The 25,034-nt window shown below is 64.7% G+C and carries 26 protein-coding genes; 16 read left to right on the top strand and 10 right to left on the bottom strand.

Translation table 11 applies throughout. The features are described from left to right. Positions 1–140: 140 nt before the first annotated feature. The 4 genes from E4K64_RS01585 to E4K64_RS01575 form a co-directional block, all read right to left on the bottom strand. Positions 141–1,598 carry a GH1 family beta-glucosidase gene (locus E4K64_RS01585; RefSeq protein WP_135161850.1) on the bottom strand — a complete coding sequence of 486 codons (1,458 nt, stop codon included), beginning with the start codon at positions 1,596–1,598 and terminating at the stop codon, positions 141–143. A gap of 153 nt (positions 1,599–1,751) precedes the next feature. Continuing rightward, positions 1,752–2,159, bottom strand: coding sequence for a hypothetical protein (locus E4K64_RS01580; protein WP_135161849.1), 408 nt, complete (start codon positions 2,157–2,159; stop codon positions 1,752–1,754). A gap of 60 nt (positions 2,160–2,219) precedes the next feature. After that, entirely contained in the window at positions 2,220–2,387 is a 168-nt protein-coding gene (locus tag E4K64_RS40135; protein ID WP_167771740.1) for a hypothetical protein, read from the bottom strand. Positions 2,388–2,527: 140 nt separating this feature from the next. Continuing rightward, positions 2,528–2,890 (bottom strand): hypothetical protein, encoded by a 363-nt coding sequence (locus tag E4K64_RS01575; RefSeq protein WP_126255597.1) that lies wholly within the window; start codon positions 2,888–2,890, stop codon positions 2,528–2,530. Between the two features lie 364 nt (positions 2,891–3,254). Between E4K64_RS01575 and E4K64_RS01570 the strand changes: the two genes are divergently transcribed. Genes E4K64_RS01570 through E4K64_RS01560 form a run of 3 tightly spaced genes read left to right on the top strand, consistent with a single transcriptional unit; the run spans position 3,255 to position 6,781 of the window. After that, positions 3,255–4,208 (top strand): sugar-binding protein, encoded by a 954-nt coding sequence (locus E4K64_RS01570; RefSeq protein WP_126255596.1) that lies wholly within the window; start codon positions 3,255–3,257, stop codon positions 4,206–4,208. 33 nt (positions 4,209–4,241) lie between these two features. Continuing rightward, positions 4,242–5,759 carry a sugar ABC transporter ATP-binding protein gene (locus E4K64_RS01565; RefSeq protein WP_135161848.1) on the top strand — a complete coding sequence of 506 codons (1,518 nt, stop codon included), beginning with the start codon at positions 4,242–4,244 and terminating at the stop codon, positions 5,757–5,759. After that, on the top strand, positions 5,756–6,781 hold the full coding sequence (locus E4K64_RS01560) for an ABC transporter permease (protein ID WP_135161847.1): 1,026 nt from the start codon (positions 5,756–5,758) through the stop codon (positions 6,779–6,781). The genes E4K64_RS01565 and E4K64_RS01560 overlap by 4 nt, the downstream gene beginning before the upstream one ends. A gap of 80 nt (positions 6,782–6,861) precedes the next feature. On the opposite strand, the gene E4K64_RS01555 is transcribed toward E4K64_RS01560, so the two are convergent. Both E4K64_RS01555 and E4K64_RS01550 read right to left on the bottom strand, forming a co-directional pair. Beyond that, positions 6,862–9,333, bottom strand: coding sequence for a TonB-dependent receptor (locus E4K64_RS01555; RefSeq protein ID WP_209311925.1), 2,472 nt, complete (start codon positions 9,331–9,333; stop codon positions 6,862–6,864). Positions 9,334–9,496: 163 nt separating this feature from the next. Then, a complete protein-coding gene (locus E4K64_RS01550; protein WP_167771739.1) occupies positions 9,497–10,855 on the bottom strand; it encodes a histidine kinase in 1,359 nt (452 codons plus the stop codon). 218 nt (positions 10,856–11,073) lie between these two features. Here E4K64_RS01550 and E4K64_RS01545 point away from each other — a divergent pair, with 218 nt between their 5' ends. Beyond that, positions 11,074–11,694, top strand: a complete 621-nt coding sequence (locus E4K64_RS01545) for a response regulator transcription factor (RefSeq protein ID WP_135161844.1) — start codon at positions 11,074–11,076, stop codon at positions 11,692–11,694. 77 nt (positions 11,695–11,771) lie between these two features. Beyond that, complete coding sequence (gene fghA, locus E4K64_RS01540) at positions 11,772–12,617, top strand: S-formylglutathione hydrolase (protein WP_135161843.1); 846 nt, start codon at positions 11,772–11,774, stop codon at positions 12,615–12,617. A 158-nt stretch (positions 12,618–12,775) separates the two neighbouring features. Here fghA and E4K64_RS01535 read toward each other — a convergent pair whose 3' ends face one another. Then, entirely contained in the window at positions 12,776–13,348 is a 573-nt protein-coding gene (locus tag E4K64_RS01535) for a DUF3280 domain-containing protein (protein WP_135161842.1), read from the bottom strand. 60 nt (positions 13,349–13,408) lie between these two features. On the opposite strand from E4K64_RS01535, the gene E4K64_RS01530 reads away from it, so the two are divergent. The 6 genes from E4K64_RS01530 to E4K64_RS01505 all read left to right on the top strand — a co-directional run bounded on the left by E4K64_RS01530 (position 13,409) and on the right by E4K64_RS01505 (position 18,441). Further along, positions 13,409–14,590, top strand: coding sequence for an ABC transporter substrate-binding protein (locus tag E4K64_RS01530; RefSeq protein ID WP_135161841.1), 1,182 nt, complete (start codon positions 13,409–13,411; stop codon positions 14,588–14,590). Between the two features lie 193 nt (positions 14,591–14,783). After that, positions 14,784–15,752, top strand: a complete 969-nt coding sequence (locus E4K64_RS01525) for a YVTN family beta-propeller repeat protein (protein WP_167771777.1) — start codon at positions 14,784–14,786, stop codon at positions 15,750–15,752. Next, positions 15,749–16,555, top strand: coding sequence for an ABC transporter ATP-binding protein (locus E4K64_RS01520; protein ID WP_135161839.1), 807 nt, complete (start codon positions 15,749–15,751; stop codon positions 16,553–16,555). Before E4K64_RS01525 ends, E4K64_RS01520 begins: the two co-directional genes overlap by 4 nt. Beyond that, the gene (locus E4K64_RS01515) at positions 16,552–17,400 is read left to right on the top strand and encodes an ABC transporter permease (protein ID WP_135161838.1); all 849 of its coding nucleotides are present in this window, start codon (positions 16,552–16,554) and stop codon (positions 17,398–17,400) included. The genes E4K64_RS01520 and E4K64_RS01515 overlap by 4 nt, the downstream gene beginning before the upstream one ends. Next, positions 17,397–18,005, top strand: a complete 609-nt coding sequence (locus E4K64_RS01510; protein WP_135161837.1) for a BAR domain-containing protein — start codon at positions 17,397–17,399, stop codon at positions 18,003–18,005. Before E4K64_RS01515 ends, E4K64_RS01510 begins: the two co-directional genes overlap by 4 nt. Before the next feature lie 136 nt (positions 18,006–18,141). After that, entirely contained in the window at positions 18,142–18,441 is a 300-nt protein-coding gene (locus E4K64_RS01505) for a copper-binding protein (protein ID WP_126255585.1), read from the top strand. A gap of 53 nt (positions 18,442–18,494) precedes the next feature. Here E4K64_RS01505 and E4K64_RS01500 read toward each other — a convergent pair whose 3' ends face one another. Further along, positions 18,495–19,052: a PQQ-dependent catabolism-associated CXXCW motif protein gene (locus E4K64_RS01500; RefSeq protein ID WP_135161836.1), complete on the bottom strand. Its 558-nt coding sequence runs from the start codon at positions 19,050–19,052 to the stop codon at positions 18,495–18,497. Beyond that, positions 19,049–19,930 (bottom strand): substrate-binding domain-containing protein, encoded by an 882-nt coding sequence (locus E4K64_RS01495; protein WP_135161835.1) that lies wholly within the window; start codon positions 19,928–19,930, stop codon positions 19,049–19,051. Before E4K64_RS01495 ends, E4K64_RS01500 begins: the two co-directional genes overlap by 4 nt. A 127-nt stretch (positions 19,931–20,057) precedes the next feature. Here E4K64_RS01495 and E4K64_RS01490 point away from each other — a divergent pair, with 127 nt between their 5' ends. Continuing rightward, a complete protein-coding gene (locus E4K64_RS01490) occupies positions 20,058–20,984 on the top strand; it encodes a quinoprotein relay system zinc metallohydrolase 2 (RefSeq protein ID WP_135161834.1) in 927 nt (308 codons plus the stop codon). A 162-nt stretch (positions 20,985–21,146) separates the two neighbouring features. Continuing rightward, entirely contained in the window at positions 21,147–21,965 is an 819-nt protein-coding gene (locus tag E4K64_RS01485) for a quinoprotein dehydrogenase-associated SoxYZ-like carrier (protein WP_135161833.1), read from the top strand. Positions 21,966–22,083: 118 nt separating this feature from the next. Here E4K64_RS01485 and E4K64_RS01480 read toward each other — a convergent pair whose 3' ends face one another. After that, positions 22,084–22,443 carry a hypothetical protein gene (locus E4K64_RS01480; protein WP_135161832.1) on the bottom strand — a complete coding sequence of 120 codons (360 nt, stop codon included), beginning with the start codon at positions 22,441–22,443 and terminating at the stop codon, positions 22,084–22,086. Between the two features lie 87 nt (positions 22,444–22,530). Here E4K64_RS01480 and E4K64_RS01475 point away from each other — a divergent pair, with 87 nt between their 5' ends. The 3 genes from E4K64_RS01475 to E4K64_RS01465 are packed head-to-tail and all read left to right on the top strand — an operon-like array spanning position 22,531 to position 24,998. Beyond that, the gene (locus E4K64_RS01475) at positions 22,531–23,529 is read left to right on the top strand and encodes an ABC transporter substrate-binding protein (protein ID WP_167771776.1); all 999 of its coding nucleotides are present in this window, start codon (positions 22,531–22,533) and stop codon (positions 23,527–23,529) included. A 1-nt stretch (position 23,530) separates the two neighbouring features. Beyond that, the gene (locus tag E4K64_RS01470; RefSeq protein ID WP_126255579.1) at positions 23,531–24,268 is read left to right on the top strand and encodes an ABC transporter permease; all 738 of its coding nucleotides are present in this window, start codon (positions 23,531–23,533) and stop codon (positions 24,266–24,268) included. Continuing rightward, on the top strand, positions 24,258–24,998 hold the full coding sequence (locus tag E4K64_RS01465; RefSeq protein ID WP_135161831.1) for an ABC transporter ATP-binding protein: 741 nt from the start codon (positions 24,258–24,260) through the stop codon (positions 24,996–24,998). Before E4K64_RS01470 ends, E4K64_RS01465 begins: the two co-directional genes overlap by 11 nt. Positions 24,999–25,034 lie beyond the last annotated feature (36 nt).

The raw sequence follows: 25,034 nt of genomic DNA, 5'->3' as shown, positions 1-25,034 counted from the left end.
CCGTTGCGCGGTTGGCCCACGAAGCTTCGGCGACGTCATGGCCGGGCCATGTCCCGGCCATCCAGTCTTAGCCAATGGAACGAAGAACGTGGATGCCCGGGACAAGCCCGGGCATGACGACCTCTGGGCGAGGAATGCAATCACGCCCCCGCCGCGTTCTTCGCGATCACGTTGCGGTAGAAGCTGGCGCTGAGTTTCGGTGTGCGCACCTGCGTATCGAAATTGACGTGATAGAGCCCGAAGCGCTTGTTCAGGCCATAGACCCACTCGAAATTGTCCATCAGGCTCCAGAGGAAATAGCCGCGCACCGGCACGCCTTCGGCCGTGGCGCGCTGGAGCTGGGCGAGATAGTTGCGCAAATACATGATGCGATCGGTGTCGTAGATCTTGCCGTCGGGCGTCACGACGTCGTCGCCGGAGGCGCCGTTCTCGCTGATATAGATCGCATCCGTCTTCCATATCTTTGCCGCCAGCTTCGGCACCCAGTAGATCGTCTCGGGTCCGACGCGCAGCCAGTCCGAATTCATGTGCGGGAACGATTTCGGAATCGGCAGCGGCATGAAGCCCGCGCCCTGGTCGGACGCCACCACGTAGTGCTGCGGCGCGTAGATGTTGAGGCCGAGGAAATCGACCGGCGAGGAGATGATCTTCAGCTCCGCATCGGTGTATTTGGGCGCGTTGGGCCCGGCGAATTTCAGGAAGGCATCGGTATAGCGGCCTGTCATGATGACGTTGAGATAGCCGGCGTTCATCTCACGCAACGCGATCTCGGCAGCGCGAACGTTTTCCGGCGTGTCGATCGCTGGCGCGCAGGCATCGACGTTCTCGGCCGGCCCGACCCTGGTGCCGCGGCGGCCGTGGGCGCGCACCGCCTGCACCGCGAGCCCGTGGGCCAGCGCGCTGTTGTGCCTGATCTGGTTGACCTCGGCTTGCGGCAGCTTCAGGCCCGGCGCGTCGATGCCGATGCCGTAGCCGAAATAGACGAAGCGGCCGCTCTCGTTCAGCGTGAAGACGTTCTTGACGCGATCGGTCAGATGCTCGGCGACATAGGCCGCGTAGTCGCCGAAGATCTTGCAGGTCTCCGTCGAGCGCCAGCCGCCGAAGCGATCCTCAAGCGATTGCGGCAGGTCCCAATGATAGAGCGTCAGCCACGGCTCGATGCCGTTCTTCAGGAGCTCGTCAATGAGCCGGTTGTAGAAGTCGAGCCCCTTCGGATTGGGCCTGCCGTCGCCGTCCGGAAACAGCCGCGGCCAGGCCACCGAGAAGCGGTAGGCCTTGCAGCCGAGCTCCTTGATGAGCGCGATGTCCTCCTTGTAGCGGTGATAGTGCTCATTGGCGCGGTCGCCAGTGGTGCCGTCCTCGATCTTGCCGGGGATGCGCACGAACTTGTCCCAGATCGAGGCCCCTCGCCCGTCCTCGTTGACCGCGCCCTCGACCTGGTAGGACGAGGTCGCCGTGCCCCAGACGAAGCCGGCCGGAAAGCCGGCGCGCGGCGCTGCTGCCGGCCTCGCTTCGGCCGCATCGAGCGAACCGGTCAGGCCGGCTGCGGACAGCCCCGCGAGTTTCGCGAACCGGCGACGCGAGACCTTGTCCGACATTGATGCTTCTCCGCTTCAGGGCCTGTTGCGGGCGCACAATGGCGAGTTCAGGGCGGTTTGAGAAGCAAGCTTTGGGAGAAACCGGATGCAGAATCGCGCGGCCCGGGGCACGACAGATGGATGCCGGGCCAACTGCCCCGCGTGCTCCCCGGCTCAGCGCGGGCGCTTCGGCAACTTTGGCAACTTGGCGGGGTTGAACGCCGGGCGCTGCTCGGCTCGCTGTTCACGTGCCGGCGGCGGTTCGGTGAGAATGAGCGTTCCCTGGAGAATCATTCCCGGCACTTGTTGTGCCGTCGCGGTGTAAGTCGCGATCTTGCCGGGGCAGTTTCCCTCGATGTCCAAAGTGAGCTCGTCTTCCACGCCGAACACCGTTGCACGACCGTCGGTATGGCGCTTCGTCGACACGGTGGCGGTGAAGCGATCTCCATCGACCTGACAGGAGCCGTGATAGGTCATCAGGCTGTCACGGCCCCAGATCTGTCCGTCTGCGACATGGACGATCCCGGTCCCCTGATCGAGCGGCGTCTTGTACCACGCCGCATATGTCCCGTCCTTCAGCATGGGAGCAGTCTCCCCTGGCATTCCCCGACCATAATCCGCATGATTAGCGCTAAGAAAGCGTTAATTTCGCGGCCCGTTCCATTCCGGTCTGTCCTTGCGCAGCTCGGCTTCGAGCTCCTCGACGATGTCGTGAAGCAGACACGCGGCCAGCGGATCCGTCACCTCCCGCTCCAAACGCCGATAGCGGGCGATCCGGCATTCCTGCTCTCTCAATTGATGCTCTGTCATCACGCGGGCCCTCCGTCGAGTTGACGCGGAGAGTGCCGGGCAGTTTCGTTAAAGTTTTCAGATCATTTTTGATGGTTTCTGATTGGTAAAGACAGCGCTGCGCGGAACGGGACCAAAGCATAGCCAGGGCGCTATCGCCTCTACGTGGACAGACGAAGCCAGACGTCCTTGCTTGCCAGCGTGCCGTTGGGCGTTGCGATCTCCATGTCCACGACGTGGAGGGAACCGGGCTCGTCTGCATAGATGTACTTGAGATGCCACATCAGACCCAGGTCCGGTGAAACGACAAAATCGTCCAATGCGTCCGTGATATCTCGAACCGCCTCGCGGTGCGTCAAGGGCGCGGAAAACATCGCATCGATCAGGTCGGCGAGGCTCATGCCCTCGACGAGCATCAGTCGCGCGATCTCGTCGCCGTAGACGTGCCGAAGCGCTGAAACGATCGCAGCGACGGCATCCGGATTCTTCAACGACACGGCAAAGCAGGCCTCCGAAGCTATCATGCCGGAGGCGGAATATTCTGCAAGATCAGCGAGCACTCCAGCAGAGCAATGGACGCGGCGTCCGAGAGCGCGGCTGAGCCGGGCTCAGCGAGCGCGGGTCGGTGAGCTCGGCGCCACCGTTGCTGCGCTTAGGCAAGGCCTCGCGGTCGGCGCCGCGACCGTGCTTCCGATTGCACGCCCGGCGTGCTTCTGCTATCTTGAGGTACGTGCCTCATTTCACCTCGCCGGCCGCCGGAGAGTCGGCCCCGCCGCAACGATGCGGATGGCGGCTGATCGCCGCGCAGCTTGGGGTGAGACGTGCGTCCAATTTGGGCACAAGCAGAGTTGGCCTTCATCAAGGGCCGACCGCCTTAGGGAGGATAATATGCAGCGTCTCTTGGTTGCAGGTGTCTCTATTGCCTTCGCGATAGCATCGGGTGTCGGCTCGGCCGGTGCGGCAGACAAGAAGGTTCTGGCCTTCGTCGTCAACGGCGCATCCGACTTCTGGAAGATCGCTGAGGCCGGCGTGAAGAAGGCGCAGGGCGAGCTACCCAACTACGACCTCCAGTTCAAATATCCGGAACAGGCTGCGGCCGCCGTGCAGCAGCGCGTGATGGACGACCTCGTCGCCGCCGGCGCCGCCGGCATCATGGTCAGCGCGGTCGATCCGAAGAACCAGACCGATCACCTCAACAAGGTTGCGTCCCAGACGGTGCTGTTCACCACCGACAGCGACGCGCCGCAGTCCAAGCGCGTGGCCTATATCGGCTCCTCCAACACCGATCTCGGCAAGGAGGCAGGAAAGCTGATGGTCAAGGCGCTGCCTAACGGCGGCAAATGTGTCGGCTTCGTCGGCCTACCCGGCGCCGACAATGCGCGCGAGCGCATCGAAGGCGTGAAGGAGACGATCAAGGGCTCGAAGGTCGAGCTCGTCGATGTCCGCGGCGACGAGATCGACCAGACCCGCGCCAAGCGCAACGTCGAGGACATCCTTGCTGCGATGCCCGATGTGAGCTGCCTCGTCGGCTTTTATTCCTACAATACGCCGCGCATCTACGAGGTGCTCAAGGAAGCCGGCAAGCTCAACAAGATCAAGATCATCGGCTTTGACGAGGATCCGATCACGCTCGGCGGCGTCAAGGAAGGCAGCATCGTCGGCACGGTGGTACAGCAGCCGTTCGAATGGGGCTATCAGGGCATGAAGCTGATGGCGAACTACATCGGCGGCAACAAGTCTGGTGTTCCGGCCAACGGCATCATCATCGTGCCCGGCAAGGTCATCGAAAAGGAGAATGTCGACGACTTCATGGCCTCGATGAAGCAGATGCTGAAGAAATAGGAGCCATCCCCGCTGCCCGAGCCGCAGCCCGCCATGTCAGGACCGTTCCTCGAACTGATTGACATCAGCAAGAGCTATCCTGGCGTGGTCGCGCTCGATCGAGTCAGTTTGCAGGTGTCGCCCGGCGAGGTCATTGCGCTGATCGGCGAGAACGGCGCCGGCAAGTCGACGCTCATGCGCGTGCTTGGCGGGGTCGTGGAGCCGAGCGGCGGCGTCATCCGTGTGGACGGCGCCGCGCGAAGCTCGCTCACCGTGGCGGATGCGATCAAGGCCGGCATCGCCTTCGTCCATCAGGAGCTGAACCTCTTCGACAATCTGGACGTCGCCGCCAACGTCTTCATCGGCCGCGAGCCCGTGCGCGGCGGGCCCTTGCGGCTGATCGACCGCAAACGGATGCATGCCGGCGTCGCTCCGCTGCTCGATCGGCTGGGCTGCGATTTCGCCGCCGATGCGCCGCTCGCTGAATTGTCGCTGGCGCAGCGCCAACTCGTCGAGATCATGAAGGCGCTCTCGCTCGATGCTCGTCTCGTCATCATGGACGAGCCGACCTCGAGCCTGACGCTCACGGAGACCGACCGCTTGATGCGGATCGTCGCCGGCCTGAAAGCCCACGGGGTCAGCATCATCTTCATCACCCATCGGCTCAACGAGGTGATGCAGTGCGCCGATCGCGCGGTCGTGCTGCGTGACGGCCGCGTGGTAGGCACACTGACGCGCGCGGAGCTCTCGCCGGCGGCGATGATCCGCCTGATGATCGGCCGCGACCTGAAATCGCTTTACGTTCCCCCGGCCGCCCCCCCTGGGGACAGCGTGCTCCAGATCATCGATGCCGCCACCGACACCTACCCCGACCGCACCGTGAGCCTGTCGGTCCGCCGCGGCGAGATCCTCGGGCTTGCCGGCCTCGTCGGGTCCGGCCGCACGGAGCTCGCGCGCGCCGTCTTCGGCATCGACCGATTGCGTGGCGGCGCGATCAGACTAGATGGCGAACTGATCCGTATCGCAAACCCGAGAGCCGCCATCGAGCAAGGCATCTATCTGGTTCCGGAGGACCGCAAGGGCTCGGGCCTGTTGCTCGACGTCTCGATCACCGAGAACATCTCGCTGCCCGATCTCGCGTCCTATTCGCGCTTCTGGCTGGTGGATACGGCGCGCGAGAAGGAGAATGCGATGCGCCAGCGGGAGCGTCTCAATATCCGCGCACCCGACGTCGAGACCGCCGTCGGCTCTCTGTCCGGAGGCAATCAGCAGAAGGTCGTGCTCGCCAAATGGCTGTCGATGCGGCCGAAGGTCCTGATTTTCGACGAGCCGACGCGTGGCGTTGACGTCGGAGCCAAGCAGGAAATCTACGACATGCTGCGCCGTCTGACCGACGCCGGCGTCGCGATCCTGATGATCTCCAGCGACATGGAGGAGGTGATCGGGATCAGCGACCGGATCGCGGTCATGCATGAAGGCGCGATCTCGGGCTTCCTTGATCGCAGCCAGTTCAGCGAGCACAATGTGCTGCAGCTTGCCGTCGGTCACGCAATTGAGCCGGAGGGACCTTGAGCAAGAAAGACCTGAGCCTTCTGGTCCTGATCCTCTTGGTCGGGACCGTCGTCGCCCTCATCAATCCGAGATTCCTGTACGTTGGCAACCTCTCCAATACCGCCAACCAGGTCGGGCTGTTCGGCATCTTCTCCATCGCGCAAGCCTTCGTCATCATCATCGGCGGAATCGAACTGTCGGTTGGTTCCGTGATCGCATTGCTGGGCGTCCTGTTCATCGACCTCATCGTCAATCACGACGTCGACTGGTTGGTGGCAACCGCCATCATCGTTGCGGCCGGGCTCGTGATCGGCCTGGTTCATGGCACGCTGGTGACCAGGATGCGGATCCAGGCTTTCGTGGTAACGCTGTGCGGCCTCCTGATCTATCGCGGCGCGGCACGCTATTATACCGAGGACGCGACGGCGGGGTTCGGCTTCGGTGCGAGCTTTCCGATGCTGGAATGGCTGGCCGCTGGCCGCACCAACGTCCTCGGCTTTCCGCTGCCGCACAGCGTGGTGGCGCTTGGCGTAGTGACCATCATCGCTTGGGTGGTGCTGCACCGCTCCGTGTTCGGCCGCTATCTCTATGCCGTCGGCAAGAACGAGGAGGCGGCACGCTACTCCGGCATTCGCTCCAGCCGCGTGATCATCTCGGCCTATGTCATTTGCGGCGGGCTGACAGCATTTTCAGCCATCCTGATCGCGATGTACACCCGTTCGATTTCGCCGGCCGTGCACGGCTCGTTCTACGAGCTCTACGCCATCGCCGCCGCTGTGCTCGGCGGCTGCTCCTTGCGCGGCGGCGAAGGCTCGATCATCGGCGTCGTGCTCGGCACCGTGCTGCTCCAGATGCTACAGAATCTGGTCAACCTGCTGGGCATTCCGAGTTCGCTCAATTTCGCAGTGATGGGAACGGTGATCCTGGCCGGAGTGCTCGGCGATCAGTATCTGGTGCAGCGACGCCACCGCGTGGGCGCGGCCAAAGGCCGAGGGCAGGCGAGCGCCGCGGCCGTACCGATCGAGAAGATGAAGGCGGAGTGAAAGCGGCGGTTTGCGGGGGCGTACGTCCGACACAGACGGGTCAATCACGAGGGGACGCCAGCACTTCCAGAGTATCTAGTCTAGAACGTCACCCGCATCCCCGCGTAGAACGCGCGCGGCCTGGCCGGGCTCAGCGAGCGCGGGTCGGTGAACTCGGCGCCGCCATTGGTGAAGTTGGGCAAGGCCTCGCGATCGAAGAACTGTCCATAGGTCGCGTAGCGCTTGTCGAAGATGTTGTCGACGCGGCCGTAGAGCTGGACGTTCTTCGTCACCTGGTAGGAGGTGTGGAGATTGAACACGGTATAGGACGGCAGCTTGGCATATTGGTTGGACTCGTCGCCGACCAGATATTGGCTGGAGACGAACAGCGCGTTGCCGCCGACCTTCCAGACGTCGGTCAGGGCGTAATCGACGCCGACCTTGACGCGGTGGCGCGGGATCGCGGGGATCTGGTTGCCGGGCCTGACCTGGATGGTCTCGGTGGCGTCATCGGCAAACGGGCTTTCCGAGCCGAGCTCGAGCGGATCGAGGAAGCGCGCGTCGACGAAGGCGTAGCTCGCCTGGAACTGGAGCGTCGGCGACTTGATGTTGACCTCGGCCTCGAGGCCTTGCCGCCGCGTCCGGCCGACATTGGTGAAATAGCCGAAGCCCGTGCGCCCGACGACGGGGACCGCGACGATGTCGTCATAGTTGGTGGCGCGAAAGCCGCCGATTTTCCAACCGAGAGTGCCGATATTCAGCTCCTTGGTGCCGCGGAAGCCGGCCTCCACGGTCTTGGAGACGACCTGCTTCAATGGCGGATCCGCAACCAGGAAGGCCGCGATGAGGCAGGGCCGGGCCGGATCTGCGCAGCCAAGCTCGAGCGGGGTCGGCACGCGGTTGGCCTCGGAATAGCCGGCATAGGCGGTCAGTCCCGGCGTGATCTTGTAGGTGCCCCCGATCATCGGATTGAAGCGGGTGAAGGTGTGATCGCCGTTGAGCGCGGTGCCGAGCTGGTCCTCCAGCGAGATCCGCGCCGCGTTGAAGCGACCGCCGCCGGTGATCGCGAAGGCGTCCGTGACGTTGAACGTGTCCATCGCGTAGAGGCCATTGTATTGATTGACGGTCCGCAACGAGACGGGGCCGGCCACGGGATCTGCCGTGGGAGTCGCCCCCAGGAAAACGCCGCTGCCGCTGACGACGTAATTCTCACCCATCGAGCCGATCTCGGCGGTCGCGTTGTAGCGCGTCACGCTGGCGTCATAGGCTGCGCCCACCACGAAGCGGTTGTCATGGCCGAACAGTTGATCGGTGTTGGTAGCCTGCCCTGACACGCCGAACGTGGTCGAACGGATCGAGCTCCGATCGATCTCGCCGAGAATCGTTCCCGGTGCGAAGGGATTGGCGAGCTGCACGCCGCCTGCGCCGTTGGCGGGCGTGGCGTCATCGCCGAAGCAGAGCAGCGCCGGATCGGCGCATTCCTGCACGTCGGTCGGATTGCCGTCGACGAGCTTCTGCTCGTACCTGCGCACATGCGCGGTACTTTCGAGCGTCCAGGTCGGCGTCGCATCGACCTTTCCGGTCAGATTGAGATAGCCGACACGGTTGGACGTCGTCTGCGGGGTGGTGTAGGTCGCGCCCCAATATTTGTCGAGCAGTTCGGCCGGGACGGTGGCGCTGGCGCCGAAATCGTTCTTGGCGACGCCCATATTGGCATGGAATTCGCTGTCGCCGGCCTTGTAGCCGATATCGCCGTAGAACCGCCGCACGGTGGATTGAGAGTAGTTGCGGAAGCCGTTGTCGCGCAGGCCTTCCAGCGCGGCATAGACGGCGTAATTGTTGTCGACCTGCTTGCCCCATTGCGCCGAGCCCTGGATGCGGCCGAACGAGCCACCCATCAGATCGAGTTCCGCACCCTGATAGTTGAAGCCGTCCTTCATTTGCAGATTGAGCGCGCCGCCCAGGGCGTTGAGGCCGAAGGCGGGATTGTTGGTCACCAGCGTCACCGACCTGATCGCGGCGGTGGGGATAAGGTCCCAATTGACCGCGTCAGAGAAGGCCTCGTTGATGCGGACGCCGTTCTGATACACCGCAAGGCCCTGCGGCGTGCCCGTCACGGGTGAGGCGACGAAGCCGCGGAATTCGACATCCGGCTGGAACGGATTGCCGGTGACCTCGGTGATGTTGACGCCGGCGATGTTGTCGCGGAGCGCGTCGGTGACGTTCAGCGAACCGGTGCGCTTGATCTGGCTCGGATCGACGGCGTTGATCGCCGACGGCACCTTGTCGACATCAAGACCTCTGCCGATGCCGGGCGCGGTGGGGTAGACGTAAAGGCGTGTCCTGGGGCTGGCTGACGCCGGCGCCCCTATGCGCGCGACCGGTCGCGCCGGTGAGACGCGCCTCGCCGCCGAAGGCGGCGGCGCCGCCACCTCGACCGGCGGCAAATTCTGGACGTTGGTCTCCTCGTCTTGCGCGGCCCCCGCGGGGCTCGCGAAGAGCATCCCGGACACCAGACCGGTCGACACCGAAGCCATCAACAAACGACGCTTGAACCAAAGAACCTTGCCCATCCCCGCCTTCCCATCCGTGACCACCGGCTGTTTTGACCTTCGCCGATTGGTCGGGACGAGTGTAATCGGAGGCAAGTCGCGCGCCAGCCACAAAAGGTCGGGCAATATCCGCACCCGTTTTCCCGACCAAATCGGGAATTATTCCCGATCGCCTCGGGCGCGGTCAGGCGGCCGCGGTTGGAACCAGCGCCTCCACCGTCAAGCCGCCTGCGCCGGAGACGACGTTGAGCGTGCCACCGAGTGCCAGAATCCGCTCACGCATGCCGACGAGGCCGAAGCCGAGCTTCTGGCCCGGCTCCATGCCGCGGCCATTGTCGCTGACCCGGACCCGGGCGCAGCAGCGGCCATCGTGAGCCGATTGCTCCGCCGGTTCGATGACGACATTGACCGCGGTCGCGCTGGCGTGGCGGAACACATTGGTAAGCGCCTCCTGCACGATGCGGTAGATCGTGAGATCGGCCGTCTCGCCCGTGGGCCCGAGCGCGGGTGAGATCACGGTCTCGATCGCGACATCGGGATGCGATTCCCGCCACAGCCGCGACAGCGATTCCAGGGCCTGACGCAGGCCGAGCTCGGCGAGCCCGACGGGACGGAGGCGCTCCAGCACGCGGCGATTGAACTGCTGCAGCGCGTTGATCTGCTCCAGCATGGCGCTGCCGTGTTTTCGCACGGCCTCCGCATTGGGAACGCGTCCATCCGCCTGCTTCGCCAGCGCGCCGGCATGGGCGCGCAACGAGAACAGATACGGCCCGAACTCGTCGTGGAGCTCGCGCGCGATCTCCTTCCGCTCGATATCCTGAAGCGACACCGCACGCTCGGCAAGACGCCGCTTGTCCTCGACCGCCGCATGAAGCGTTGCGGCAAGGTGGTTGAGTTTGGTGCAGATCGCGGCGAGCTCCGGCGCGCCGCCCGGCGTGACTCGGGCCTCATAATGTCCACCTTCGAGCTTCCCCATCGCCTCCGCCAGCGATTGCAGCGGCGCCAGCGCCCGGCCGACCACATTCATCATCAAGAAAAACAGCGCCAGTGCGATCACCGAGCCGACCTCGAGCTGGGTCACGATGCCGTCCCAGATCTCGGCGATCTCGTCATCGGGATGCGAGGTGATCAGGAGCGAGCCGGGCCTGCCGTGGATCGACACCGGAACGCTCACTGCGGTCTGGTCGGGATGAACCAGGCTGACGAACCAGGCCGGCGGCCCGCGCGTGTCGGCATCGGCGTCGGCCCGCGGCGGCGTCAGCGGATGGCCGCCGGCGTCCCGGAGCGTGATGCTGACATGACGCAGACGGCTGAGATCGCGTGCGATCTGGTTCAGCCTGGCATCCGGATCGGGTGCCTCGTTGAGGTCGGCCACGATCATTTCGATGAACTCGCGCGCCAGGCGGATCACGCTCTGGTCCTCGGCCTGCACGCGGGGGCCAGCCTCCGCGACCTGGCGGCCGATATTGACCGCGAGCCCCAGCGCCAGCAGCAGTGCCAGCAAGAGGTTGATCCGCCCGCGCAAGGATAGATTTTGCCACATGGGTGTCGCTCGTGCCTCGCGAAGCTCTGCCCGCCGCTGTCCGACGACGTTGACAGGGGCGGAGCGGCGGATATCTAATCGGAAGCGTACAGCAATCCCGGCCGGGTTGCATGAGGCGAGCTCGGACACATCGCTCACGCGCCTGTCCCAGGTCGGTATCATGCGGCGCAGAATAGGCGAGTTTTGTCACAGGGAACGCGCTGTCACGGGGAACGCCTATGCGTATTCTGATCGTCGATGATCATCCCATCGTCGCCTCCGGCTGCCGCGCCGTGCTGGCCGACGAGGGCGAGATCGAGATTTTGGAGGCCGCCGACGCCGAAGAGGGCGAGTGCGTCTTCATCGTCGAGCGTCCCGACCTCTGCATCATCGACATCAATTTGCCGACCGTCTCCGGATTCGAGCTTGCCCGCCGCATCCTCGAGCGCGCGCCTGAGGCCCGCATCATCATGTTCAGCATGAACGACGACCCGGCCTTCGCCGCGCGCGCGATCGAATGCGGCGCCAAAGGCTACGTCTCCAAGACCGGCGACCCCGACGACCTCGTCGAGGCGATCCGCGCCGTCGGCGGCGGCGGCACGTACTTGCCGAGCGCGATCGCGCGCAGCATCGCCTTCGCCGGACCGACCCTGGCGCAAAGCCCGTTGTCGAAGCTGAACGCGCGGGAGATGGAGATCCTGCGGCTGCTCAGTGCCGGAAAGAGCCTGTCCGAGATCGCCTGGCTGGTGCAGTCGTCGTACAAGACGGTCGCCAACACCTCCTCCATCATGCGCCAGAAGCTCGGGGTGAAGACTTCGGTCGAGCTGGTGCGGTTGGCGATCGACAGCGGTGTCGCCTGACGCACGGGCCGCCGGCCACAAATTCGGTCACACAAGCGTTGCAATGTTGATGTGGTGAGATGCCACGGAGCTAAGGCATGACGATTCAGACTGTCTCGACCAACAAATCCTATGGCGGCGTCCAGGGCGTGTACCGCCATGCGAGCCAGGCGACCGGAACCGACATGGTGTTCTCGGTCTATGTCCCCCCGCATGCCGAAGGCGCGAAGCTGCCCGTGGTCTGGTATCTGTCCGGCCTCACCTGCACGCATGCCAACGTCACCGAGAAGGGCGAATTCCGCAAGGCCTGTGCCGAGCTCGGCCTGATCTTCGTCGCGCCCGACACCTCACCCCGCGGCCCCGACGTGCCAGGCGATGCCAACAACGCCTATGATTTCGGCCTCGGGGCCGGCTTCTATGTCGACGCCACGCAGGAGCCGTTCGCGCGCAATTATCGGATGTGGAGCTACGTGACAGACGAGCTGCCCAAGCTCGTGGCGGGAAATTTTCCCGTCGACGCCAAACGGCAATCGATCATGGGCCATTCGATGGGCGGTCACGGCGCGCTGACGGTGGCGCTGCGCAACCCGCACCGCTATCGCGCGGCAAGCGCGTTCGCGCCGATCGTTGCGCCCTCGCTTGTGCCCTGGGGCATTAAGGCGCTGACCGGCTATCTCGGACCGAACAAGGAGGCCTGGCGCAGCCACGACACTGTGGCGCTGATCGAGGACGGCGCGAAGTTCTCCGGCTTCCTGGTCGATGTCGGCGAGGCCGACAACTTCCTGAAGGAGCAGCTCAAGCCGGAGCTGCTCGAAGCCGCCTGCACCAAGGCGGGCATCCCGCTGACGCTGCGGCGACAGGCGGGCTATGACCATAGCTATTATTTCATCTCGACCTTCATGGGCGATCACCTGCACTGGCATGCGGAGAAGCTGAAGGGGTGATTGCTTCCCCCTCGCCCCGCTTGCGGGGAGAGGGTCGGAGTGAGGGGCTCTCCGCGCAGACGGTCGCAGTTGGGCTCGCGGAGAGCCCCCTCACCCGGAATTTGCTGTCGCCAATTCCGGCCTCTCCCCGCACGCGGGGAGAGGCGAAAAGACACGCCCTACTCCGGCCTGCCGTAATTCGGTGCGAGCAAGCGGTTGCGGATCAGATAGCTCATCGTGCGCGTCCAGGCTTCATCGGTGTTGCCGCGCATGTCGGCGCTCGCCGCGGTGATCATGGCGCCTGTCTTCACGTCGCGCAGATAGACGTTGAGATTGATGATCAGGTTCGAGACCTTCTGCACCATGCCGGTGATCTCGAGGTCTGCTCCGAGCTGGGCGGCGAGCTTGAGATCGCAGCCGCCGCAGGCCTGTAAATTGGCGTGACGAGCCGCGTCCCTGACCGGCGCGATGTCCAGCACCTGGAACCTGCCGGAATCGGTCAATTCCTTACGGAGCTGCTCGCTGATGCGCAGGAGCCGCGCCTCTTCAGGCCTGGAGCCGTAGAACTCCCCGGGCAGGCTGGTGTCGATCAGCTCGAAGTCGAACACGGCCAGCTTCGGCGGGTCGGCGCGCGCGACCGACGGCGTCAACAGCAGAGCAACGATCATCATCGATGCTCGCATGATCGTGATTCCGGACGTGGCGAGCGCGCGGACGAAATGCGGGGTTGCATGGCCTGACAAATTGGTCATGCTTGAAGCAGAGACAATTCTTCACCTGCGGTCAAGCCGGGGAGATCGTCCGGAGGAAACATGATCCGATGGTTGGCCGGTCTGATCGGCTTTGGTCTTGCTGCGACGAGCGCGCTCGCGGCGGAGCCTGCCCTGATCGGCGTCGGCTATCTCGGCGTCGCGGCTCCCCGATCGACGCTGTCGCTGATCGCGCAGCCCGCGGAGAATGACGGCGTCGCTGGCGCGCGCCTCGCGATCGACGACAACAACACTACCGGAAAATTCCTCGGCCAGCGGTTCGCGCTGGAAGAGCGCCGCGTCAAGGAAGGCGAGGACCCGGTGCAGGCCGCGACCGCGCTGGCAGAGAAGAACGGCTTCATCATCACCGACCTGCCGGCCGATGCGCTGCTGAAAGTCTCGGATGCCTTGCGCGACCGTGGCACGCTGCTGTTCAATGCGGGGGCGATCGACGAGCGGCTGCGCGAGGCCGATTGCCGCGCCAACGTGATCCACACCGCGCCGACGCGCGCCATGCTGGCCGATGCACTCGGGCAATATCTGGTGTGGAAGAAGTGGTCCCGCTGGCTGCTGGTGGTCGGCTCGCACGACGAGGACAAGCTGTTCGCGGACGCCCTCCGGCGCGCCGCCGCACGGTTCGGCGCCAAGATCGTGCAGGAGAAGACTTTCGAAGACAAAGGCGGCGCGCGGCGTACCGACAGCGGCGTCACGCTGATCCAGCGCCAGATGCCGGTGTTCACGCAAGGCGCGCCGGCCTACGACGTGCTGGTCGCCGCCGACGAGAGCGAGGTGTTCGGCGGCTACCTGCCCTATCGCACCTGGGATCCGCGGCCCGTCGCCGGCTCGGCCGGGCTCGTGCCGCGCAGCTGGGACGCATCGCAGGACCAGTGGGGCGCGATCCAGATGCAGAACCGCTTCGTCAAGCTCAACTCGCGGCGCATGACGGCGCTCGACATGCAGGCCTGGACCGCGGTGCGCATGATTGGGGAAGCCACCTCGCGCACCAATTCAGGCGACGTCACGAAGGTCACGGACTTCATCAAGGGCCCGGATTTCTCGGTCGCCGCGTTCAAGGGCACGCGATTGACCCTGCGCGACTGGAATTTGCAGCTGCGCCAGCCGATCCTCTTGGTCGACGGCCGCATGGTGGTGTCGGTCTCGCCGCAGGAGGGGTTTCTGCACCAGGTCTCCGAGCTCGATACGCTCGGCTATGATCGTCCGGAGAGCAAATGCAAGCTGAAGTGAGCAATTTGAGATGAGATCAAGCTGGCACCGTGACGATGCTGCGCCCCCTCCCCCGCTTGCGGGGGAGGGTTGGGGAGAGGGTGTCTCCGCAAGCGATAGCCCCCGAGAGGAGAGAGCCCTCTCCCGCATCGCATCTTGCGATGCAATGCGACCTCCCCCGCAAGCGGGGGAGGTGAAGACAGCCCGCGGACAGATGTCGCGCATCCTCGCAACGCCGTTGCTGGTCACCCTCATACTGGCGGCAGCGCCCGCGCATGCCTTCATCGCCTATGTCTCGAACGAGAAGAGCAATACGGTAACGGTGATCGACACCGACAGCTGGACCGTGACCAAGACCATCAAGGTCGGCCAGCGTCCCCGCGGCATCGATTTCACGCGCGACGCCAAGTTCGTGATGGTCGCGGTCGGCGACGACGACACCATCCAGATGATCGACGCCAAGACGCAGAGCGTCGTGGACAGCCTGCCCTCAGGCCCCGACCCGGAATTGTTCGCCCAGGATGCGGCCGGCAAGATTCTCTATGTCGCCAACGAGAACGACAACACGGTGACCGTGATCGACCTAGAAAAGCGTGTCCGGCTCGGCGACATCCAGGTCGGCGTCGAGCCCGAGGGCATGACCATCAGTCCCGACGGCAAGACGCTGATCAATACGTCGGAAACGACCAACATGGCGCATTTCATCGACACGGCCTCGCGCCAGATCGTCGCCAACGTGCTGGTCGATGCGCGGCCGCGCTTTGCCGAGTTCAAGCACGATTCGTCCGAAGTGTGGGTCTCCTCCGAGATCGGCGGCACCGTCTCGATCATCGATCCCAGGAAGCACGAAGTGATCGGCAAGGTCACGTTCGAGATTCCGGGCCTGCGGAAAGAGGCGATCCAGCCGGTCGGCATCGGCATGACCAAGGACGACAAGACCGCCTTCGTCGCGCTCGGACCGGCCAACCGCATCGCCGTGGTCGATGTCGCCTCGCGCAAGGTGACGAAATACCTGCTGGTCGGGCAGCGGGTCTGGCACATGGCGTTCACGCCCGACGAAAAATATCTGCTGACCACCAACGGCGTCTCGAACGACGTCTCCGTCATCGATGTCGCCGCGCAGAAGGTGATCAAGACCATTCAGGTGGGCGAACTGCCCTGGGGCATCGCGATCGCGCCATGACCAGCCCTGCTCCGATTCCCGAACCACAGGGGGCGCCGAGGCCAGCAGCGGCCACGGCGCCGGCGCTGTCGATCGACGGCGTCAGCCATGCCTATGGTCCGCGCCGGGCGTTGATCGACGTCTCCTTCAATGTGCAGCCGGCAAGCTTTACCGCCCTGCTCGGCCTTAACGGCGCCGGCAAGAGCACGCTGTTCTCGCTCATCACGCGCCTGTTCGGCATCCAGTCCGGCCGCGTCGGAATCTTCGGTCATGACATCAGCAAGAGCCCCGGCGAGGCGCTGCGGCTGCTGGGGGTCGTGTTCCAGCCGCGCACGCTCGATCTCGACCTGTCGCTGACGCAGAACCTGCTCTATCACGCCGCACTCCACGGCATCGGCCGGAGCGACGCCGCAGCGCGCAGCGCCGAGCTGCTCGGCCGCATCGGGCTCGAAGAGCGCGCCGGCAGCAAGGTGCGCGATCTCTCCGGCGGACAGATGCGGCGGCTGGAGATCGCGCGGGCGCTGCTGCACCGGCCGCGGCTATTGTTGCTCGACGAGCCGACGGTCGGCCTCGATGTCAAGGCGCGCGCCGACATCATCGGCCAGGTCCGCCAGCTCGTCACGGAACAAGGCATCGGCGTGCTCTGGGCCACGCACCTGTTCGACGAGATCATGCCCAGCGACGACCTCGTGGTGCTGCACCAGGGCAAGGTGCTGGCGCGGGGGCCGATGAGCCGCGTCGTCACCGAGGCCGGCGCCCAGGACGTCAACACCGCCTTCATGCGCCTGACCGGCGCGCAAACCATGCCGGGAGGCGGCGCATGAGCAGCATCACGGCGCGCGAGGCCCGGCGCGGCTTCTCATTTGCCGAGTACATGACCTGCCTCACCGGCATCGTCTGGCGCGAAGGCCTGCGCTTCCTGCATCAGCGCGAGCGCTTCGTGTCGGCCCTGGTGCGGCCGCTGGTGTGGCTGTTCATCTTCGCCGCCGGCTTCCGCCAGGTGCTCGGCATCTCCATCATCCCGCCCTACGAGACCTACATCCTCTACGAGGTCTATATCGCGCCCGGGCTGATGGCGATGATCCAGCTCTTCAACGGCATGCAATCCTCGCTGTCGATGGTCTATGACCGCGAGATGGGCAACATGCGCACGCTGCTGGTGAGCCCGCTGCCGCGCGGCTTCCTGCTGTTCTGCAAGCTGCTGGCGGGGACCGCGGTGTCGCTGCTCCAGGTCTATGCGTTCCTTCTGATCGCCTGGTTCTGGGACATCACCCCGCCGTCATCGGGTTATCTCACCGTGCTGCCGGCGCTGATCCTGTCCGGGCTGATGCTGGGCTCGCTCGGCATGCTGATCTCCTCCGGCATCAAGCAGCTGGAGAACTTCGCCGGGGTCATGAACTTCGTCATCTTCCCGATGTTCTTCGCCTCCTCCGCGCTCTATCCGCTCTGGCGTGTGCAGGAGGGCAGTCCCTATCTGTACTATCTCTGCGAGGCCAACCCGTTCACCCATGCGGTCGAGCTGATACGTTTTGCACTCTACGGGCAAATCAACTGGATCTCGCTGGCCGTGGTCGCGGCTTGCACAATCGTCTTCATGATCGGCGCAATTCTGGCCTATGATCCCTCGCGTGGGCTGGCGCGACGGGGGCCCGCAGGAGGCGAAGGATGAAGGTTCTGGCGATGGCTGTTCTGGCGCTCGCGCTGGCGGGCACGGCCGCCCGCGCCGCCGATCCGCGCTACCCCAACTGGCCGTGCACGCAGGCCAAAGTGCCGGAGATCTCGCTCGCCGCCGTCTGGGCCGGCCCCGCGCTCGACGACGCCGAGACCAGGTGGAAGAACGACACGAAAATCACCGCGCTGGTCGCAAGACTGTCGGCGCGCAAGACGCCGATGGACGAGGCCGAGAAGTTGGTGAAGGACTTCCTGGCTGCCTCTTCCGCCGACAAGAGCACCAACGCAAAGCTGCTGTTCGCCGGCCTGTTCGAGACGCTTAACGCCCAGCGTTCGCAGGTCATGAACGGGCTCGAACGCGTCAGCCGCAAGCAGCGCGAGGCCGCCGACAAGATCCGTGAGGAGACAATTCAGCTCCAGGCCCTTCAGAGCGCCACGCCGCGTGACGAGGCCAAGGTCGAGGCGCTCGGCAACGAGCTGATCTGGAAGACCCGCATCTTCGAGGACCGCAACAAGGTCGTGCGATTCGTCTGCGAGGTTCCAACCACGATCGACCAGCGCCTGTTCGCGCTCGGCCGCGTGATCCAGCAGGAGATGGAATAGCGTCAGCCTCCCTGATGGCATTCGGAAGTTCCCGCGATAGCGACACCATCGTTAACCTTTGCCCCGGCTATCCGCCGGAACCAAATCGATCTAGGATGGCTTGTCGAAGTGAACTCCAGGATGTCGGGAGGCCTCGATGGGAACCACCAAATTTATCTGGGCGGGTGCTGCGGCCCTCAGCCTGCTCGCAACCAGCGCTCTTGCTGACGACATGACCGGCATGGTGATGCGGATCGATCGGCTCAACGGCACGATCTCGATCCAGCAGACGCAGAAGGGCACGGTCGGCGCCAGCACCGGAAGTGCCGGCGCGCTCCAGGAGTTCAAGGCCAAGGACGCCGCGATGCTGGACGCCGTTCATGCCGGCGACAGGGTGAACTATTCTGCAACTGAAACGAACGGCACCGGCACTCTGACGAAGCTGCAGAAGCAGTAGCGCCTGCTTCGCCTCGCTTGCGGGGCGAGGCGGCAGACCCTGCGTTCACGCGCCTATTGCTCCGGCCGCGGTTCCGGCTGCGCCTCTTCGGTCGGAAGCTTGGCGCGCTCCCAGCCGTCGGTGCCGTCGGGGTACCAGGCGATGTTGGAATAGCCATAGGCCAGCGCGCGCTTGGCCGCGTTCCAGGACATCCAGCAATCGGCCAGGCAGTAGATCACCAGCAGCGTGGCCTTATCGCCGCCCGAGACACGAGTAAGCCCGCGCTGGAAATAGTCATCCATCGCCGGCGGCAGAGATCCGTAGCCGGTATCCGGCAGCCAGACGCCGCCCGGAATGTTCCTGCGCGGCGCATCGCGCCACACCGTGCCTTCCGGAAGGTTCTTCGGCTTCGGTGGGCGCGGCAGCACGTCGACGAACACACCGCTCTTCGCCCGCCAGATCGCTTCGGCTTCCGCCGTGGTGAGCACGCGCGCGCCGGCCAGCGTCGCCGGCACCGGCGCGCGATAATTGTCGGCGCGATAATTCTCGGGCTCGAACGGCTCCTGCTGCTGCGCCAGGACCGGCGCCGCCAGCACGGCGGCGACGAGCGCAACGGCGGGAAGCCGCCTCATGGCGACTTCTTGGCCGTCTCCGCATTGATCGGCCGATCGCTCTCGTCGAGCAGCGGTACGCCGAAGTCGATCAGGATCTTGTTGATCTCGCCCTGGTTCTCCTGGATCAGCTTGTTGAGCTGTCGCTTCCAGTTCTGGTCGGCGGGACGCACGCCCATGCCGATGCGATAAACCAGTTTCGGTCCCGTGGTCTCCTTCACCAGCGGCGTGACATGAAGCGCGCCGACCTTCTTCGCGTAGTAGCCGGCCATGGGACCCCACAGCACGCCGGCGTCGATCTTGCCGGCTGCGAGGTCGTCGATCATGGCCTGCGCCGAATTGTCGTAGCGCGTGTCGATCATCAGCGGATAGGGCTTCGCATCGCCCATCAGGCCGGCAATGGCCATGTTGGTCGCCGGCGGCGTTCCGGCGACGATGCCGACATGCTTGCCCTTCAGCTTCGGGTCCTCGAGCGTGTCGACCTCCTCGAGCCCGCTGCCGGTCTTGGCGACCAGCGCATAGGTCGTGCGGTAATAGGGATTGGTGCCCTGCACGACGTCGTCGCCCTGCGGAAAGCCCATGATGACGTCGCAGCGATGCGCCCCCAGCGTCATCCGCACGAAGCCCGTGGCCTGCGGGAAGAAGACGTAGTCGAGCTTCTTCTTGAGCCTGTCTGCAAACAGCTCGGCCAGCTTGTTCTCGAACCCCTCGCCCTTTTCGTTCGAGAACGGCAGATTGCGTGGATCGGCACAGACGCGCAGCACGTTCGGGTCGACTAGCTCGAACGAGAGGTCACCGCTGTCACTGGTCTGCGCGATGGCGACCTCGCCGAGTGCGCAGGACGCAATCACGACCCACAGTGACAACAACCAGCGACGATGTCGTCCGGCCTTCGTCATCGCGCTTCCTCCTCGTTTTGTTTGAATGCTATCCATGCAACGCATGACGCGCCATGTTTTGCCAGACTGTGCTGGCTTTGCTTTGTTGCAGTGCAATGCAGCCAATCCTTTGAACTGAGGCGGAAAAGTGTCTCGCATCGCTCGAGTGATCGCAGCCTTGTCCCTGTTGGGGACAGCAACGCTAGCACGGGCCGGGGCGGCCGAATTGCCTGTGAGCGAAGTCGCGCCGGGAATCTTCGTACACTCCGGGGCCATTGCCCTGATGACCCGCGAGAACGAGGGCGACATTGCCAATGTCGGCTTCATCGTGGGCGATGATGCCGTGGCTGTCATCGACACTGGCGGCAGCTTGCGCGAAGGCGAGGCCCTGCTGGCGGCCGTGCGGGCCCGTACGCCCAAGCCGATCCGCTATGTCATCAACACCCACGGCCACCCCGACCATGTCTTCGGCAATGCGGCCTTCGCCGCCGCAGACACGACCTTCGTCGGCCATAGCAAGCTGCCCCAGGCGCTCGCGACGCGCGGGCCTCACTATCTCGACAATTTTCGCCGCATCATGGGCAGCGCGTTGATCGATCCCGTGAAGATCATTGCTCCAACCCTCCTGGTCTCAGACACGATGACGCTCGATCTCGGATCGCGCCGCTTGGCTTTGCGCGCCTGGCGGGCCGGACACAGCGACAACGACGTCACCGTTTACGACGAGACGACCAAGACCCTGTTTGCAGGCGACCTCGTCTTTATCCGCCACATTCCGGTCATGGACGGCAGCATCCGCGGTTGGCTCGAGACGTTGAAGGAGTTGGAAGCCATTCCAGCGCAGCGCGTCGTTCCCGGTCACGGACCCGTGAGCGACTGGCCTGCTGCGTTGACCGATGAACGACGTTACCTGTCAACGCTGCTGTCCGACGTTCGCGCGCTGAACAAGAACGGCGAGCCGATCCGGGCCGCCGCCGACAAGGCGGCCGCCGAGGAGCGACCGCGCTGGGAGCTGTTCGGCGATTACAACGCCCGGAACGCGACTGCAGCATTCTCGGAAATTGAATGGGAGTAGCCGGCGCGCTAAGATACGCAGGAGTTCAGCTTCGCTGACTGCGGGGACAAGATCAGCTTCGCTAACTCGGAGGACGAGATCAGCTTCGCTGACTCGGGGGACGAGATCAGCTTCGCTGACTCGGGGGACGAGATCAGCTTCGCTGACTCGGAGGACACGACCATGACGGGATGCACACGCCGCCTGCCCCTGATCGCCGCACTGCTCGGTCTCGCCTTTGCTGTGCCGGTGCAGGCCGAAGAAGCCTACGATCCCTGGCCGGGCCTGGTGCAGGACATCTTCAATGGCCGCCCGATGAATGACGGCAGTGCCGTCATCGGCATCGAGATGCCGTATCGTGCCGAGGACGCGGCGATCGTGCCGGTGACCCTGCGCAGCAAGCTGTCGCCCGCAGACAGCCGCCGGATCCGTTCGATCACGCTCGTGATCGACCGTAACCCGGCGCCGATGGCGGCGAAGTTCGAGCTCGGCACCGATGCCAATGTCAGCGAGATCTCGACGCGCGTGCGTATCAACAATTACACCGACGTCCATGCGGTGGCCGAGCTCAGCGACGGCCAGCTCTATGTCTCGAAAGTCTATGTGAAGGCCTCCGGCGGCTGCTCGGCGCCGGCGGGAAAGAATGTCGAGGAAGCCAACAGCCGGCTCGGCAAGATGCGCTATCGGCAATTCGCGCGCGAGGAGGCGGCGGCCAGCCGCGTCCGCGAAGCACAGATCATGATCGGCCATCCCAACAATTCTGGTCTGCAGATGGACCAGGTCACGCAGCTCTATATTCCCGCCTTCTTCATCAACCAGTTGAAGCTGACGCAGGACGACAGCCCCGTGCTGTCGATGGAAGGCGGCATCTCGATCTCGGAAGATCCCAACCTGCGCTTCACCTATGTCTCCAACGGCGCCAAGCGTTTCCGTGCGGAAGCCAGGGACACCGAGGGACACGTGTTCCGCAACGAGTGGGATGTCGAGAAGCCGGGGACGTAGGTCCCTCACCCGTCATGGCCGGGCTTGTCCCGGCCATCCACGTACTTCGCGCCTCATCACAAGAACGTGGATGCCCGGGACAAGCCCGGGCATGACGAATGCGTTGGTTGCTGCACCGTCAAAAACACCTCACCTCGGCTTCCGCCTGCGCCCGCCGCAGATCGTTCACTGCCGTGTTGGCCTGCTCCGAGGTGCGGAACTGGACGCCGAGATTGCCGCGGACCTGCGACATGCTGAGCGCGGTCTCCGCGGTAACATAGCGCTCATAGGGGACGATCGAGGCCACCACATCGATCGAGCAGGAACATTGCTCGATCGACTGCCGGCCCTCGCCATTGGCCTTCATGCAGCCATAGACGTACTCCGCGCGCGCCGACGTGGGATAATCGTTGGCGTCCTCGGCCCGCGCCACGCATGCCGTTGCCGCCAGGACCGTCAATGCGGCGACAATCGGTCGTAGCTGTCCGGCCAGTTTCATGCGCATCCTCCCGCTGGTTGCGATCAAAGCTATGCTATGCGTATTGTCCTGAAAAGCACTCTGTCAGAGGAAACGGCTCACAAGGTGATGAGAGCACTTGGCCTGATAAGGGCACTTGGTCGACCATTGGCGCTCGCGACGACGCTGGCGCTGACGCTGGCCGCACCCGGCCGCGCCGCGGAGACGATCCGCCTTGCGGTGCAGAAAACCGGAACATTCTCCTGGGAGCTGGCCGCGATCCGCGCGAGTGGACTCGACAAGGAAGCGGGCCTCGCGCTGGAGGTCACCGAACTCGCAAGCACCGAGGCCGGCAAGATCGCGATGCGCGCAGGCAGTGCCGACATCATCCTGTCGGACTGGCTGTGGGTGTCGCGCGAGCGCGCGCTCGGTGCCAAGCTCACCTTCTATCCCTACTCCAGTGCGCTCGGCGCGGTGATGGTGCCGTCCTCATCGCCGATCAAGTCGCTTGCCGACTTGAAGGGCCGCAAGCTCGCCGTCGCGGGCGGGGCCATCGACAAGAGCTGGCTGCTGCTGCAGGCGCGCATGAAGCAGGATGGCATCGACCTGAAGTCGGAGGCGACCATCGCCTATGGCGCCCCGCCCCTGATCGCCGCCAAGGCGCTCGACGGCGAGATGGAGGCGAGCCTCAACTTCTGGAATTTCTGTGCCCAGCTCGAAGCCAAGGGTTTTAGGCGCCTCGCCGGCATCGAAGACATTTTACCGAAGCTGGGTGCCAAGGGCGCCGTCTCCGCGGTCGGTTACGTCTTCGACGAGAATTGGGCCGCGAGCCATCGCGACGCCGTGGCGCGCTTCATCGCCATGACCCGCAAGGCCAAGCAATTGCTGGTCACCTCGGATGCGGCCTGGGACAAGATCGCGCCGCTGACCGGCACGAGCGATGTCACCCTGCTCAAGACCTATCGCGAGCGCTATCGCGACGGTATTCCGCACCGGAGCATCGCTGAGGAGGAACAGGACGCGCGCGTGCTGTATCGCGTGCTGGCCGAGATCGGTGGCCGCGACCTCGTCGGCCCCGCGCCCGAGCTCGATCCCGGCACGTTCTACCACGCCGTGCCTGGAGACTGAGGTGCTGCGTCTTCTCTCGTTCGCCCTGTTCCTCGTGTCCTGGTGGATTGCCGCGCTGTTCGTCGGCGGCGCGAAGCTGCCGTCCCCGCCGGCCGTGCTCGAGGTGATGATTGCGGAAGCCTCGTCCGGCGCGCTGTTCCTGCATCTCGGCGCCACGCTGGCGCGCGTCGCGCTCGCCTTCGTGCTGGCGATGTCGCTCGGCAGCGCCATCGGCTACCTGATGGGACGGGTCAGGCTCGCAGACCGGCTCGGCGATCCCTGGCTGATCCTGCTGCTCAACCTGCCCGCGCTGGTCGTGATCGTGCTGGCCTATATCTGGGCCGGCCTGACCGAGACCGCCGCGATCGCGGCGATCGCCATCAACAAGCTCCCGACCGCCGTCGTAACCTTGCGCGAGGGCACCCGCGCGCTCGACCGCTCGCTCGACGAGATGGCAAGCGTGTTCGCGATGCCGCGCTGGCGCGCATTCCGCCATGTCGTGCTGCCGCAGCTTGCGCCCTATATCGCGGCCGCCGCCCGCTCCGGACTATCGCTGGTGTGGAAGATCGTGCTGGTCGCCGAACTGCTCGGACGTCCGAACGGGGTCGGTTTCGAGATCGGCGTCGCCTTCCAGCTGTTCGACACGCCGCGGCTGCTGGCCTATTCGCTGACATTCGCCGCGGTCGTTCTCGTGATCGAAACCTTGCTGGTGCAGCCGTTCGAAGCCCGCACGACACGGTGGCGGCCCCGTGCGGCTTGAGGTCGACATCACGGGCAAGACGTTCACGAGTGCCGCGGGCGGGACCCACGAGGTGCTCGCGCCGCTCAAGTTCGCGCTCTGCCCCGGCGAGGTCGGCGTACTCATCGGTCCGTCCGGCTGCGGCAAGAGCACGATGCTGCGCATCATCCTCGGGCTCGATGGCGATTTCAGGGGCCATATCGCGCGGCCGCCGCGGGCGCGGATCGGAATGGTGTTCCAGGAGCCCCGGCTGCTGCCGTGGCGTTCCGTCGAGCAGAATGTGCGGCTGGCTGCCCCTGATGTGACCGAGCCGAAGCTGTCGGAGCTGTTCAGGATTCTGGAGCTGGAAGCGCATCGCAGCCACTTTCCCGGCGAGTTGTCGCTCGGCCTTGCCCGACGCGTAGCGCTCGCCCGCGCTTTCGCGGTCGAGCCCGACCTCCTGGTGCTCGACGAACCCCTCGCCTCGCTCGACGACGCCCTCGCCGGCCGCTTGCGCGACGAGATCGCGATGCTGGTGGCGCGGCGTCCGGTGATGACGCTGCTCGTGACCCATAGTCTCGACGATGCGATCCGGCTCGGCGACCGCCTGTTCGTCTTGTCGCCGCGTCCCGCGCGGATCGTACAGGAGCTTCCGATCGCCATCCCGCGCGCCGCGCGCAGCGAAGCCGAGATTGCGGCGATCAGGACCGAGCTTGCACGGCACATCCAGGCGGAACAAGGCGACGTTCACGCCGGGCGGGATGTCTCATAGGCAACCGCACGAGGCCCGTGCTAAATTGGGTCGCAG

The sequence above is a fragment of the Bradyrhizobium frederickii genome (assembly GCF_004570865.1).
Taxonomy (GTDB): domain Bacteria; phylum Pseudomonadota; class Alphaproteobacteria; order Rhizobiales; family Xanthobacteraceae; genus Bradyrhizobium; species Bradyrhizobium frederickii.
Note: the sequence above shows the minus strand (reverse complement) of the source record. Positions and strands in the feature narration are given on the sequence as shown.